The sequence below is a fragment of the Rhodococcus mengyinensis genome, from assembly GCF_048381435.1.
Lineage (GTDB): Bacteria > Actinomycetota > Actinomycetes > Mycobacteriales > Mycobacteriaceae > Rhodococcus_F > Rhodococcus_F opacus_D.
Genome location: NZ_JBLWIT010000160.1, coordinates 19,756 through 32,878 on the forward strand (window position 1 = coordinate 19,756; position 13,123 = coordinate 32,878).

At 63.8% G+C, this 13,123-nt stretch carries 13 protein-coding genes and 2 pseudogenes; 8 read left to right on the forward strand and 7 right to left on the reverse strand.

Annotation, left to right across the window (positions count from 1 at the left end):
- Window positions 1–60: 60 nt before the first annotated feature.
- On the forward strand, window positions 61–351 hold the full coding sequence (locus ACNJ7E_RS44070) for an ANTAR domain-containing protein (RefSeq protein WP_489686856.1): 291 nt from the start codon (window positions 61–63) through the stop codon (window positions 349–351).
- Window positions 348–821 (forward strand): WhiB family transcriptional regulator, encoded by a 474-nt coding sequence (locus ACNJ7E_RS42390; RefSeq protein ID WP_418342593.1) that lies wholly within the window; start codon window positions 348–350, stop codon window positions 819–821. Before ACNJ7E_RS44070 ends, ACNJ7E_RS42390 begins: the two co-directional genes overlap by 4 nt.
- Window positions 822–1,092: 271 nt before the next feature.
- On the opposite strand, the gene ACNJ7E_RS42395 is transcribed toward ACNJ7E_RS42390, so the two are convergent.
- From ACNJ7E_RS42395 to ACNJ7E_RS42410, 4 genes are all read right to left on the reverse strand, one after another.
- The gene (locus tag ACNJ7E_RS42395) at window positions 1,093–1,347 is read right to left on the reverse strand and encodes a hypothetical protein (RefSeq protein WP_418342594.1); all 255 of its coding nucleotides are present in this window, start codon (window positions 1,345–1,347) and stop codon (window positions 1,093–1,095) included.
- A 1,031-nt stretch (window positions 1,348–2,378) separates the two neighbouring features.
- Window positions 2,379–2,759 (reverse strand): hypothetical protein, encoded by a 381-nt coding sequence (locus ACNJ7E_RS42400; protein ID WP_418342595.1) that lies wholly within the window; start codon window positions 2,757–2,759, stop codon window positions 2,379–2,381.
- 663 nt (window positions 2,760–3,422) lie between these two features.
- A complete protein-coding gene (locus ACNJ7E_RS42405; RefSeq protein WP_418342596.1) occupies window positions 3,423–4,013 on the reverse strand; it encodes a nitroreductase family deazaflavin-dependent oxidoreductase in 591 nt (196 codons plus the stop codon).
- A gap of 236 nt (window positions 4,014–4,249) precedes the next feature.
- Window positions 4,250–4,462 (reverse strand): hypothetical protein, encoded by a 213-nt coding sequence (locus tag ACNJ7E_RS42410; RefSeq protein WP_418342597.1) that lies wholly within the window; start codon window positions 4,460–4,462, stop codon window positions 4,250–4,252.
- Window positions 4,463–4,604: 142 nt separating this feature from the next.
- Here ACNJ7E_RS42410 and ACNJ7E_RS42415 point away from each other — a divergent pair, with 142 nt between their 5' ends.
- The 3 genes from ACNJ7E_RS42415 (at window position 4,605) to ACNJ7E_RS42425 (ending at window position 7,418) form a co-directional block, all read left to right on the forward strand.
- A complete protein-coding gene (locus tag ACNJ7E_RS42415) occupies window positions 4,605–4,928 on the forward strand; it encodes a hypothetical protein (protein WP_418342598.1) in 324 nt (107 codons plus the stop codon).
- A gap of 349 nt (window positions 4,929–5,277) precedes the next feature.
- A complete protein-coding gene (locus tag ACNJ7E_RS42420) occupies window positions 5,278–6,651 on the forward strand; it encodes a wax ester/triacylglycerol synthase family O-acyltransferase (RefSeq protein WP_418342599.1) in 1,374 nt (457 codons plus the stop codon).
- Between the two features lie 137 nt (window positions 6,652–6,788).
- Window positions 6,789–7,418 (forward strand): antibiotic biosynthesis monooxygenase, encoded by a 630-nt coding sequence (locus tag ACNJ7E_RS42425; protein ID WP_280782266.1) that lies wholly within the window; start codon window positions 6,789–6,791, stop codon window positions 7,416–7,418.
- A 438-nt stretch (window positions 7,419–7,856) separates the two neighbouring features.
- Here the strand turns inward: ACNJ7E_RS42425 and ACNJ7E_RS42430 are convergent, their stop codons facing one another.
- Window positions 7,857–9,023 (reverse strand): Lsr2 family DNA-binding protein, encoded by a 1,167-nt coding sequence (locus ACNJ7E_RS42430; RefSeq protein WP_489686857.1) that lies wholly within the window; start codon window positions 9,021–9,023, stop codon window positions 7,857–7,859.
- A 1,026-nt stretch (window positions 9,024–10,049) separates the two neighbouring features.
- Between ACNJ7E_RS42430 and ACNJ7E_RS42435 the strand changes: the two genes are divergently transcribed.
- On the forward strand, window positions 10,050–10,595 hold the full coding sequence (locus tag ACNJ7E_RS42435) for a dihydrofolate reductase family protein (protein WP_280782268.1): 546 nt from the start codon (window positions 10,050–10,052) through the stop codon (window positions 10,593–10,595).
- 101 nt (window positions 10,596–10,696) lie between these two features.
- Complete coding sequence (locus tag ACNJ7E_RS42440) at window positions 10,697–11,083, forward strand: nuclear transport factor 2 family protein (protein WP_418342603.1); 387 nt, start codon at window positions 10,697–10,699, stop codon at window positions 11,081–11,083.
- A 27-nt stretch (window positions 11,084–11,110) separates the two neighbouring features.
- Here ACNJ7E_RS42440 and ACNJ7E_RS42445 read toward each other — a convergent pair.
- Window positions 11,111–11,411, reverse strand: a pseudogene (locus tag ACNJ7E_RS42445) (superoxide dismutase family protein); the annotation flags it as partial.
- A 1,266-nt stretch (window positions 11,412–12,677) separates the two neighbouring features.
- On the opposite strand from ACNJ7E_RS42445, the pseudogene ACNJ7E_RS42450 reads away from it, so the two are divergent.
- Window positions 12,678–12,941, forward strand: a pseudogene (locus tag ACNJ7E_RS42450) (GABA permease); the annotation flags it as partial.
- 37 nt (window positions 12,942–12,978) lie between these two features.
- Here ACNJ7E_RS42450 and ACNJ7E_RS42455 read toward each other — a convergent pair.
- Window positions 12,979–13,123 (reverse strand): integrase core domain-containing protein (locus ACNJ7E_RS42455; RefSeq protein ID WP_418342604.1); only part of this gene is annotated, 145 nt, incomplete at its 5' end.

Here is a 13,123-nt window from a genome sequence, read left to right on the forward strand (position 1 = left end):
CGGCGGTGATGCGTGGCCGCCCGGGCCGCCTGGACCGCCTATGCAGCGAAAGGACTCTCCGTGCCAACTGACACCTCTGCGGTAGCCGGACGGGACCCTTCGGACAACGCGGACGCACAGCTACTGTCCGCCGCGGCAACACTCCTGGCCAAACAGTATGGTTGCAGCCAGGATGCCGCCTTTGATGCTCTCCTCGACATTGCCCGCCGCAACCACGCCAGCGTAGCCAACGCAGCCGAGCACGTCCTGTCCCGGCAATCGACCGTTGACGGCCGGAGAGAGCAGCAGGAACCCCGCCTTGCGGCCCCTCCGCGCCGTGCGGGTCCCATGACGCCGGCGGTGTTCAAATGAACAAGATGCCGCATTCGCCGCCCCTCGACGATCCCGCCACGCGCAGGGACAACGTCCCACGCGATTCCGGTGACTGGCAGGCGCGTGCCGCGTGCCGGGGAAACGATTGGGCAGTGTTCTTCTCACCCGACGCCGAACGCGGCCACGCCCGCGACCGACGCGAAGCGCAGGCCCGGCAGATCTGCCTGCCCTGCCCCGTGCTCGAGCAGTGCCGCGATCACGCGCTCGCTGTGGGTGAACCCTATGGTGTGTGGGGTGGTATGACGGAAGCGGACCGACGAAGGCACACCAAGCGACTCCGCCGCGGTGAGCGCCGACCACTCGGTTCCCAGCACCCGCGGCCCGTGACCGCCGGCCCCGCCAATGCGACGGTCGACATTGACTCTTCAGCCACCGACCACCCGCAAACCGGTGGGGCGTTGAGGGGTCGCCCCACCGGCACGATCACGGGCACGATCACGGTGTTCTAGCTCAGACAGCCGGGATCTCCGCCGGCGTTGAAGTGTCGCACTTCTCCTTTCAGCCGGAATCGGTTCCCAAGCGGGATCGAGCCATACCGTGATCACAAACGGTGAAGTCGCCGAACTCTGATCGAAGACACAGCGGCGGGCTGAAGGTTTGAGACACGGTTCGACGAGCCGATCCAGCCACGGGTTCAAGCTAAGCAAGCGCCGGTCACGAACCTTCGAGAGCCGACAATCAACCCGGAGGATGCCGGTGAAGTCCCCGTCCGGCACCCAGCTAGAAGTCGACCCCGTGGCCATCGAGCCACCGCGCGGGGGTGAACCACGGTGTATCGAGGTGATACTCCTTGTCGAGTGCGTCCAATATCGAATGCGCGTCCGACCCCCGGTAACTTTCGTACATCCGAACATTGAGTCCTGAACGCTTTTTCACAGCATCGAACATGATGCCGTGGCGGAATAGCACCGTCACGGAAGGACAAACCACGATATTGCCACCGCGGTCGGCCGCCTCTCCGTCCACAACGTCCACGCACAACACCATGCGGGGATCTGTCGAGAGCACAACGAGCAGCAGATCCAGATCGTGGGGGTTCGTTACCCCGTGCCATGGCCTTCTCCCCTCCCCACCGCCGGCCACTACACAGTCGAGGGCCCGCCGCCACGGCCGCCCTTCGACGATATGCAAGCGGCCACCGGACCTCAGAGGCGGAAGCGGACAGTACCCCGCCGACCCGGATTCGGAGTGGTGCGTCGTTCCGTGTTCGGTCGTCATACTCCCGGCGTGCCCGTGGGCATCCGTTCCGAAACATCGGAATTCCCCCGCTGGCCGGCTCCGCGAAGGCCTCCACTGAGCCCGTCCCCACCCTCGCCGTGAACTTCTTCGCGTCGCCGCGCCCGTACGATTCCGTTCGCGGCGAGTCGGAAACTATCGAATGCGAGTCACCATCTCTGGGGATCCAAGTCACGCTGCCCGCGGCTGATCTGGGGGCGGCGGATATCGCGCTCCCAGGCCCCGACTACTTCCAACACCCGCCATGGATGCGAGGGGGATCCGTAGGGATATGACGTACTTTCCGCCAAAAATTCCGCCCGATTTGTCATTCTTTGTGCATACAGTGGAGTAGAGTATTTCGGCCGAGGCGGGCATTGCCTACTGGACGTGGAGTGGGCGCATAAGAGGGACAAAGGCATTGAAATGGCGCGCCAAACCACTTCAAAACTAATCGCCGACGGATTGGCCACAGCGTTTGTGCAAGATTCGCGACGTGGCCTGAAGCCGATCTTGACGCTCAGATCCGCATCGGCAAGCTGGCCTCCAGCGTCGACAGACGCGCCCGGGACACGTCCGCGCGTCCGATGGCCGGCCGGTGGTCGACTCAGATCTTGGTCCTCCATCGCATCCCGCCAGCGATCCTCGGTGGTCGCTGGCAGTCCTTCGTCGATGGCCGGTTCCTGAGGGTCGACATCTCCCCTTCCGGGACCCAATCGATCGCCATGACCGACAACCGCGCCCGGCGATGTCGATACCGGGATGTGGATCGGTCGCGTCGCTGGTACCTGCTATTGGCGATAGATCTCCACATGGGCGTTGGTGATCACGCCGACATTCAACGAGGGGGCACCCCAGTTCGTGCCGCAAGCCCCGATGGCCTGACCTGTCGGCACAAATGAGCGAGTGGACTGGCTGAAGGGCCCTAACGCATAGAACGGAAAGGCGTTGGGAATGCCGTGAAGGCCCCAACAGTCGACGATCAGCGCGTACTCCCTACCAGCGGGCGCACCGGTGTCATGGCAGGTTGCCGTCGCACTGAAGGCATCCCGCTGGATGACGCAAGCTTGGGGGTCCGCATGGGCGGTGCCGGAGCCGATGATCGCTGCGACGGCAAGCCCCGATACGAGGGCGGCCGTGACGCGTGCTGCAGCGATGATTGTTCTCTTCATTGAGATCCTTTCAGTAGCAATATGTCTGGTGTCGGGCAGCCCCGCTGTCCCGTCCGGTGACCGACAGCCCGCTCATCGTGCAAGGTGATACAACGTTGCTGTTCTTGTACGAATCCACTGGGCCCGGACGAGGGTCGACGCGAAGAGTGACTACGGATATGCCACGGATGTTGTCGGGCGTCGAGTGGCCGGATTCGGAAGGTCTAGGGCCGAGGAGCGAGCCGGCGTCGTCGACCATCGACCTCACTGCCGACTACACCCGGCCCCGTTCAGAAAACTTTCAGCATCCCAGGCGACCAAATCGGTGACGATTCCAGACGAACCCATCGTTCTCGCTCCTTGTGGTCGTTATCTAGCCTTGGCACCTTGATCGTCCGGACCGAATGGTCTGTTACGTTTTCGAATCCCTCAGCCGAGCACGGGCGCGGAATGCACACGTGGGCGAGCAAGCCGTCGGACCGGTGTGATTGTGACGACCTGGACCACGGTGTTCAGTCCCGGTTGCCGATCCATGACCGGACATCGTCGGGAGCGGGTCATGGCAGAGGGCGCTGGCCGCTCCCGATCGTTGCTTCCGCACAACTGAACTCATTCTCCGAAATCCCTGCCAACCCCGGCACCGTGTAGGGGCACTATTGCGGTGCGGGCGGATGCCTACTGCCCTCAGTAGTCTGCGAGTTCGATGACGAGTGGAATGCCGGTGTCGAACCAATAGCGGTGCAGATCCTTGATCTTGGCCCGGGAGGGTCGCCCGCGAAGATGCAGCCGGCACTCGCCGAAGTCAATGAGGTGAACCGTCTCGCAGATCGCGTCTCTTGCCTGCTGCAGTTCGGTCGGGTCGCTGATCTCTCGCGCGACGCCAGCAAATGTTCGGCGTCGCAGTCGCAAGTGAACCTTCGGGTTGCCGCGGATGTTCCACACCCAGGATGAAACGGCCAGAGGTCGCTCGATAGCCAGGGTGGGTGGGCGAAGCATCACCACGTACACCTTGTCTTGGCGCCGGATGGCGCGAACGTAGTTGCGGCGCTGCTTGCCGCTCTTGCGCCCAGTGGTGGTGAGGACTCCGTGCCCGGGTGGTGTCGAGACAGCGAAGACCGTCAGCATGATCTTGCTGAGGATGCGTCCGCCCCTGGCCGATTGCAGCAGCTGCCTGTGCTTCGGTGCTTGGCTTGTGGCCGCGTCCCGGATGGCGGCGGCACAGACGGTCACCGCCTTGTCACCCGATGCGGAACCGTTAATTGGGGCTTCTGCCATCTTGAGCCTTCTCGTGTCTCCGCGCTGTCACTTCTGACCAGCATCGCAGATCGTCCTTGCCGCTCGCAGCTAATACGTGCGCGAGCCGGACGACGCACGGACTGGTACGTCTGAGGACGTTCGTGCTCATCGCGAACCGGTCAACGATGCAGTTACCGTTCCGCGGCTCGCCCACACCCTTTGGCTCCACCACTGAATCGAGGATTTCCCCCGTCCACCGCGGCCGCAGATGTGATTCAGCCCGCCTGTTTCAGGTCGCTGTAATAAGTGTGCGCCTTGGCAGCGAGCAACCACAGCGGGTCTTCGGTGCCCTCGCGGGCATAGCCCTTGTCCCGGCCGTCTTCGAGGTACTGAGTCCGCACCCAATCCTCCATCGCCTCCGGCGACTGGTCCGGTAGTCGATAGATGACTGCGAGTGCGCCTTTGAGCTGGTCGTCATCGATGGTCATCGTTTGACGCTGTTTACGGAGCCACAACGCCTTCTTGCTCTCACCAGCGCGATGCAGTGAGGTTAGCGATTCTCACTTCCACTTCGAGCAGGAGTGGGCAAACGTCCGATCCGACAAGCTCGGCGCATGTGAAGATTTGTTCATGCGTACCGAGGATCACGACGAGCCCGCAGGTCACAGTCAACCGACGGCTGACGATGGGCCGTTCACGTTGACGGTCGATGGCGAGGTTTTCACTGTGAGACTACGTCCAGAGGAACCAGGCGCCTGCGACTACGACTGGGAATCCGGACCGAACAAAGGGTACGGATTCTCCAGCTTTCAACGCGTGGCCTACTCCGGTATTCAAGACCGAGCGAACACTCCGTCGGCCGCGCTCCAGCCGAACACGATTGACGAGCATCGCGAATCGATCCGCGACTTCCTCGGCCAGATCAACCCCGAGACCGGTTACATCGGCGACTAAGACTCCGCGCACCGTGGCACGCATCCCGCCCCCGCCCGCCGATCCGCCACCGCTCCGACAAGCGACGCGGCCAGACCGCTCACCGACCGTGGCCGCTGGTCGGTGCGGGGCTGTGCGGCGATCCGATCATCTGGCCCGACCCCAGCCCCGGCTCGCCGACTGGTGGGACCGAGTACTCGGCCGGCCCGCGACCAGGACCCGCGGACCTGCTCGCATGTGTGGAATCCGTGCGGTCCTATGTCGTCGGCTCGGCGGAAAGTACGGTCATCGCGGGCGCGGTGTGTTCTGCTGAGACCACACAGAAGCCGGGAGGTGCGGTGTGCGAGCTGGGTTCGGTGGTCTGGCGCCGATGAGCCCAACCGAGGCGATGTTCGTGCTCTTCGAGTCTCCGTCGCACCCGATGCACGTGGCCACCCTGACCCTGTTCGATCCCCCGGACGGCACAGCACCCGATGCCCACGCCTCCGACATGGTCGAGCGCCTGCGCGCCCACACCGAGGCCGGCGAATTGTTCCGCAAACGCCCTGTCCGCCGACTGCACGGGTATCCGTGGTGGCGGCTCGAGAAGCACGTCGATCTCGGATATCACGTGCGGCATACCGCCGTTCCCGGCGACGGCACCAGGGCCGAATTGCTGTCGCTGGTCTCGCAGATGCACTCGATGCCGCTCGATCCGCAGCACCCGATGTGGGAGATGCACGTCATCGAGGGACTGACCGATGGGCGCACCGCTGTATACACGAAATTCCATCTGTCGCTAACCGACGGCGCCTCGGGGATGAGGCTGTTGCACCGCACGCTCTCGGTCGACCCCGACCTCCGGGACTCCCCCGCGCCGTGGAGCCCGTCGGTCGCGGCCCCCACTCGGTATTCCTCCCTCGACCCACACGGGGTGCTGCGGTCTGGCCTGGGCATCACGCGGGAGATGGCGGCCGCCGCTCCCACCCTGGTCCGTGCCGGCTACCACGGACTGACCGAAGAGCGCCTGACGTTGCCGCTGCAGTCCCCGCCGACGATCTTCAACGCCCCGACCGGCCGTGCCCGCAAGGTCGCCGCCCGGTCCTGGCCCCTGAAACAACTGCGCCGGCTCTCCGCCTGTACCGGTGCCCCGTTGGATGTGATCGTGTTGACCCTGTGCGCGGGCGCGCTCCGCGCATATCTGCTCGAGCAGTACGCACTCCCCGAGGCTTCGTTGACCGCGATGCTCCCCGTCCCGCTCGACCTCGGCGAGGACCCCACCATCGGGCCGGGCGGCAACCGAGGGGTCGGGGCAATGGTGGTGTCCCTGGCCACCGACGAAGACGACCCCCTTGCCCGCCTGGCACGGATCGCCGACTCCGTAGCCCATACCAGCGGGATTGTCGCGGCCCTGAGCCGTACCCAATTTCAACTGCTCAGTGCCATGACGTTGAGTCCGATCATGCTCGACCCGATCCGCCAGGTCCTCGACGACATCCCGCCACCGTTCAACGTGATGATCTCCTACACCCCGGGGCCGACCCGCCCGCGGTACTGGAACGGCGCCCACCTCGACGCCGTCTACCCAATCCCGACCCTCGCGCGTGGCCAGGCGTTGAGCATCACCCTCACCAGCCGATCCGGGCAGCTGCACGTCGCGGTCGTCGGTGACCGGACGGCGGTCCCTCATCTGCATCGGATCATCGGCCACCTCGATACCGCCTTGACCGACCTCGCCACCGCGGCCCGCACAACCCCGCGGTGACACTGGGGACGGCTCGCCGGCACGCATTCGTTTGGGGCATCCGGCCACCGCCCATTGCCTCCGACGGGTAGGGGGAGCAGTGTGAAACACAGACAAATGACCGGCGACGCCGCGTCGGCGCCGCCCTGAGAAGAAGGGTGCCGATCGTGTTCGCACGCTCAACCACAATTCAAGCGCATCCGTCGTACATCGACGCCGGGATCAAGCACGTACGCGACACCGTGATGCCCGCGCTGGCGGACGTAGAGGGCTGCCTCGGAATGTCTCTGCTCATCGATCGCGGCACGGGCCGGTGCATTGCGACCAGTTCGTGGCGGGACGAGGAATCGCTACGCGCCAGCGAGGGGCAGGTACTGAAGCTACGTGACGTCGCAGCCGAGGTCTTCCACGGCACCACCGAGGTGTCGCGGTGGGACATCGCTGTCATGCATCGCGACCACCATTCGGACCGCGGGGCCTATTGCCGCGTCACGTGGGTCAAGACCGAGTCGGCCCATATGGACCGCGCCGTCGACGTGTGGAAGATGGCAGCACTGCCCAAGATGGAGGAACTCGACGGCTTCTGCAGCGCCAGTCTGATGCTCGACCACGCCGCGGGTCGCGGGGTGTCGTCGCTGACATTCGACAGCTCCGAGGCAATGGAACGGAACAGGGAACGCATCGACCGCATCCGGGACGAATGGGTTCGCGAGGCGAACGCCGAGGTACTCGATACATGCGAGTTCGAGCTCGCCATCGCGCACCTGCACGTCCCTGAGATGGCGTGAACTGTCGAACTGCCCCGGAGGGAATCCCACACTGCAACCATTAGGACTCACCCGCAGCTCGTCAGTGCCACAACCGAACTGATGTCCAGGGGACCACGGCCGAGCAGCGGGTGAAGCTGTCGCCTCACCCAGCCGTCGGCACCCTCGCCGCGGTGACCCGCATTCGCGTCACCCCGGCGGTGGCATCACAGTGTCCCGCCGCGCCCAAGGCGCCACGCACACCCCGGCCCAGGCTTACCCTGGGCCGGAACTGCTGCACCCAATCCCCTCCCCCGCGAGAATCGTCAAGTCAGGTGCCGCCGGGATACCTCGGACCCATAGCGGGCACCGCTGACGCCGGACAATCGCCCACCACATGATCCCGAAGGCCATGATCCCCACAGGCTCATGGCCTTCGCCGCAGGTTGGCCACGGAATCCATCAGCGCAATGTTGCAACTCACGCCACCGGCATCTGCGCCTGAGCATCATGGAAGGCCCGCTCGAGCTCAGCTGAGATCCGGCCGCGCAGGGACACCTCGTGACCCGCCCCGATCGCCCACTCACGAATCTCCCTGGACGACTTCTTCGCCGGAGCCTTACTCACGGCCGTCCTCTTGACCGGAACCTTCACCGCGACCACCTTCTTCACGGCCTTTTTCTCCGCAACCGCCTTTGTCGCGACTATCTTCTTCGCGATTGTCTTCTTCCCGGCGGTCTTCGTCCCGGCGGTCTTCGTCGCCGGAGCCGTGCGCGCCGCCGCCCTCGTCACAGGAGCCGTCGCCGCGGCGGTGTTTCTCACAGTTGTCTTCTTCGCGGCAGTCTTCTTTACCGGCGCCGTTTTTGCCTGAACCTTCTTCGTCTGAGCGTCATGGAAGGCTCGCTCGAGCTCGGCCGGAATCCGGCCGCGCAAGGACACCTCGTGACCCGCCCCGATCGCCCACTCACGAATCTCCCTGGACGACTTCTTCGCCGGTGCCTTACTCACGGCCGTCCTCTTGACCGGAACCTTCACCGCGACCACCTTCTTCACGGCCTTTTTCTCCGCAACCGCCTTTGTCGCGACTATCTTCTTCGCTGTGTTCTTCGCTGTGTTCTTCGCAGCCGTCTTCGTCGCGGCTGACTTCTTCACGGCCGTCTTCGTTGCAGCTGTCTTCTTCACGGCCGTCTTCGTTGCGGCTGTCTTCTTCGCGGCCGTCTTCTTCGCGGCCGTCTTCTTTACCGGCGCCGTTTTTGCCTGAACCTTCTTCGTCTGAGCGTCATGGAAGGCCTGCTCCACGTCGGCCGGAATCCGGCCACGCAAGGACACCTCGCGGCCCTCCCCGATCGCCCACTCACGAATCTCCCTGGACGACTTCTTCGCCGGAGCCTTACTCACGGCTGTCCTCTTGACCGCCGCCTTCGGCGCGGCCGTCTTCGTTGCGGCTGTCTTCTTCGCGGCCGGCTTCTTTACCGGCGCCGTTTTTGTCGAAACCTTCTTCGTCTGAGCGTCATGGAAGGCTTGCTCCACCTCGGCCGAGATCCGGCCACGCAAGGACACCTCGCGGCCCTCCCCGATCGCCCACTCACGAATCTCCTTGGTTGTCACTTTCGCCGAACCTTTCGAACCCTTCGGTGATACCGTCATGTGTCTCCTTCTTCGCCCGGGCAACCGTCGAACGCACACAGTAACGGCAGGCGGCTTCTCACGGTAATCAGGAAGCTCACCCGAACTGACATTTCAACGTCCCAACCCATCCCCGATCTGGGCGGGCCGACACGATCCTCGTGAAGTTCCACACTCACGACGCACCAAGATTCAGGCAGAACGAGCGCGACTCACCTTGGCAATCAAAAACGTTGGTGAGCCGCAGCGACGATAGGCAAGGTTGGGATTGCGCAACGTGGCCGTGGACCACGGCGATCTCGAACGAGGCTTCAGGGCCGGCAGTTATCCATTGGACCGCGTCGCTCTGATCCGGGTGAGCGAGTCGAGCCGTATCTATCAGGGAGGCAGGCGTATCTGGTTTCCGGAACGAGGCGTGAACCACACAGCCATCCAATTGCGAGCCAGGTAATCCGGTTTCCCTTTCAGCCGTTCGGGAAGTCGGCCTGCTCCTGATCTCTCTCAAAGACCGCTTCCTGGTAGCCGTTGGTGAACAAGATCTGCGACATCTACTCGAAGCGCAAACCCGCCCGGAGCCGAGGCCGAGTGTCGCCAGCAGTGCTCTCAGCGGGATATGTGCAGCCCTGGCGATCGTCGCCGTGCCGAAGAGCATGTCGATCGACAGTTTCGGAGATCGGTTCTCTGCATCATGTGGTGGACGCTGCCACTGGCCGGGCCGGCGGTCGGGGTTGTCGCCGTTTGATCCTCACCTGGACAAGGTTCAGGCTCAGGCGAGCCTGAACCAGTAACCATCTACCGCGCCGGAGCCTTGCGCGCGGACAGATACTGCCCGGGCAAGGGTGGAAGAAACCTTCCAAGGCCGCGTTCACCTGATCCAGATGACGACCCGATGGGTGGTAGATCACGGAATGCTGGTCGACCTGAGGTCAGACAAGCCCCCGGCGCAGCCATGCAATCGAGGACAGTCAGTGCATGGATCGCAGCGGCACGGCTGGGGCTGCGCCTGTTGGCGATGATTTTTCGGCCGCCGCAGGGTCAGTACTTGATATGAGGACACTCGCAATCACCCAGAACATCACCCTCGACGGCTCCATCGAGATGCTCGGCGACTGGTTCGACCCCGCGGACCAGGATCCGCAGCTGCTCGAGGCCACCCGCCGGCAGTCCGAGCACGTGGACGCGATGCTGCTGGGTCGGCAGACGTTCGAGGATTTCCGCGGCTACTGGCCCCAACAGACCGACGACCAGACGGGAATCACCGACGAGCTGAACCAGATCCACAAGTACGTCGTCTCCTCGACCATGACAGACCCCCAGTGGCGGAACTCGACCGTGCTCACCGGCGACTGGATCGCCCGAGTCCGGGAACTCAAAGGGCAGCAGGGCCGCGACATCGTGGTCACAGGCAGCATCACGCTCACCCACGCCCTGATCGTCGCCGGCCTGGTCGACGAGTACCGGTTGTTCGTGTACCCCACCGTCCAGGGTCGGGGACGCCGGCTGTTCCCCGACGGCTACGAGATGCCGAGGCTGCAGCTGGCGCAGGCCCGCGGCTTCGAAAACGGCGTCTCTCTGCTGCGCTACACCGTCTGAGAACACCACCCCGGGCCACCAACGGACGAACGGTCCCCACCCTCGACCCCCGACGGCAGAACGGGACGCGACGCCTCGCTTCCGCCCTTTCGTCTCGAATCATGTACGAAACACCCTCGCCGGCGAAACTAGGCCATCCGGTTCCGCCGTCGTCCGCAAATTGCTCGGGTCTTCTGCAGGAGATCGAGCGCGGCATCGACATCAAAAGTGAAAATGTCCTCGCCGTACTGAAAGATCGCCTTCGCACCGCCCTTCACGTGAGCGATGCTATGTCCGGCGAGCTGACCCATTCGGCCATGGACCGCGCCGGGGAGGCCCGAGTCAGGGTCTACGGCGATACTGCGGTCTTCACTGCTCGGGTGACGAATACCGCGCACTACGCGGGAAGGCAGTTCGACGCCGACGAATGGACAACGGACGTGTTCGTGAAACGAGATGGTCGTTGGGTGTGCGTGTTGAGCCACATCACCCCAGCTGTCCAGCCGTGATCGAACACAGCCGACGGCTTTTCCGCCGGCGGCGGGATCGACGTCGTTTTGATAGTGCGGCCCTGGATCCGCCGGCTGCGGCCCGCAGGGCTGCGTGTGCACATGTACACCGAAGTCACGGTCGCGTGCCAGGCCGGTCGCACTGAACGTAACGGTCGTGCGGCCGTTCTCTTCTTCGGATTCGATGTTTGCCGAAGAACCCACCGGGACAGCGACTTCGTCGTAGGTGAAGGCATTGTCGCCGCCGTCCTCCCCAGGCGACCGGAATGCTCCTCCCTCCACACCGGGCAGCGGTACGGGCGGTGGTCGTCGTCTCGGCAGAGGTGGGGAAACGCAACCCACCCACGACGGGACTCGACCCTGCGGTTGCGTCGTTCGTCGCTAGAGGGAAGCTACCCACGGCCACCGACACCACCAGGTGGCGCGCAGTTCTCATTGGCGAGTCAGGAGTGCAGAACCGAACCTGCCCGCACGATTGCTCAGGCAAGCTTTGAGCCCAATAACTTTGAAATCATACGTTTTCGAAGTACTGATAACGGAGGTAAGTAAACTCGACTACCCCGGAATACAGTAGATGCCCCGAGCGCTCGCCCATCCCGCAGGTCGACAAGTTCCTGCTTCATCCGGCGTGTCGCCCGCCGCTGTCGATTACCGGGGCGATCCCCGGTCCAGCGCCGTAATCTTGTGTGCAGCCGCTGTTTCGAAGACCACGACCAGCTATCGATCGTGCTCTCTCGCGGGGTGGCGTCCGTTATGAGGTATAACAGGCGGGTCATCGAGTTGGACGTGAGCTGCTGCTGCGCGCGCTATCACCGAAATCGCGACGCGTAGGAGATCACCGGGCTACACCACCCCTGACAGCCGAATACACGTCGTGTTTCCCACATCGGGTATGGCGGCGAGGGCGAAAGCGAGAGCCTGCAGGGGAAGCCGACCGGGTCAGCTTCGGACCGCACTGACTGCAGCGGAGAGCAAGGCCGTTCGTTCGGCTGAAGTGAGGGCCCGTTTGGATCCGTTTATACCCCACCACACCAGAACAGCTGTGGCGTAGCCGATCCCCCGGTCACCGCACCCAGATCCAGACCAACAACATCACCGGCCAATGGCTGGCTACCGCAGCCGGGCTCGGTGTCGCGGCACTCCCCTCTATATCGGCGACCCCAACCTGACACTGGAGTGGATTCTGGCCGAGGAAGTCACGGTGTTGCGGAAGTACTGACTGATCGTTCCACGAGAGCTTCAACGCCTTGCGCGTGTTCGGACCACGATCGCCATGCTCCGGTCCATCGCTACCACCCACAGTGGGCTGATCACCAGGACCGGATAGCCCCAGCTCGGCGCCCGCGGAAGCAGTGGGAAACACAACGTTCACGACCTGGCGGGCTAGCCCTCGGAGCGGCGCTCGCGCCAGACGACCAGGTCAGAGCCGAAACCCGACAGCGGTTCATCAAAATGTATGAAGGCCCCACCTCTGCGTTGTTCCGTTGGCGCATGGCGGGGACGGCCGCGGGCAAGCAGGGTGACTCCCATCACAAGCTCGATCCCGCCCGCCCCGCGAAGTCGACGGGCGCGGGCACCTGATGAAGGGAATGCCATGGGTACGACTCCGAACGGGGCCCATCAGCTCAAACCCGGCCTTAAACAGCGGCACCTGACAATGCTCTCGCTCGGCGGGGTCATCGGTGCCGGCCTGTTCGTGGGGTCGAGTGCGATTATCAACCAGGCTGGCCCGCTCGCCTTTGTCACCTACGGCATCACGGGGCTGATCGTGCTGCTGGTGATGCGGATGCTCGGCGAAATGGCGGCAGCTAAACCATGTTCCGGTTCCTTTACCGACTACGCCCGGATGGCGTGGGGTGAGTGTGAGGTTGCCCCTTGAGAGTGGACACCGGATTTCATGCGGCAACTGACAGCGTAGACGACGCGATCAGCCGTTGTTCGAACTCCACCGGGGAGAGGTATCCCAGCGCGGAGTGACGGCGACGTCGATTGAAGTACGAGAGCCACTCGAACAGCTCCAGCCGTGCCTGCGACTTCGAC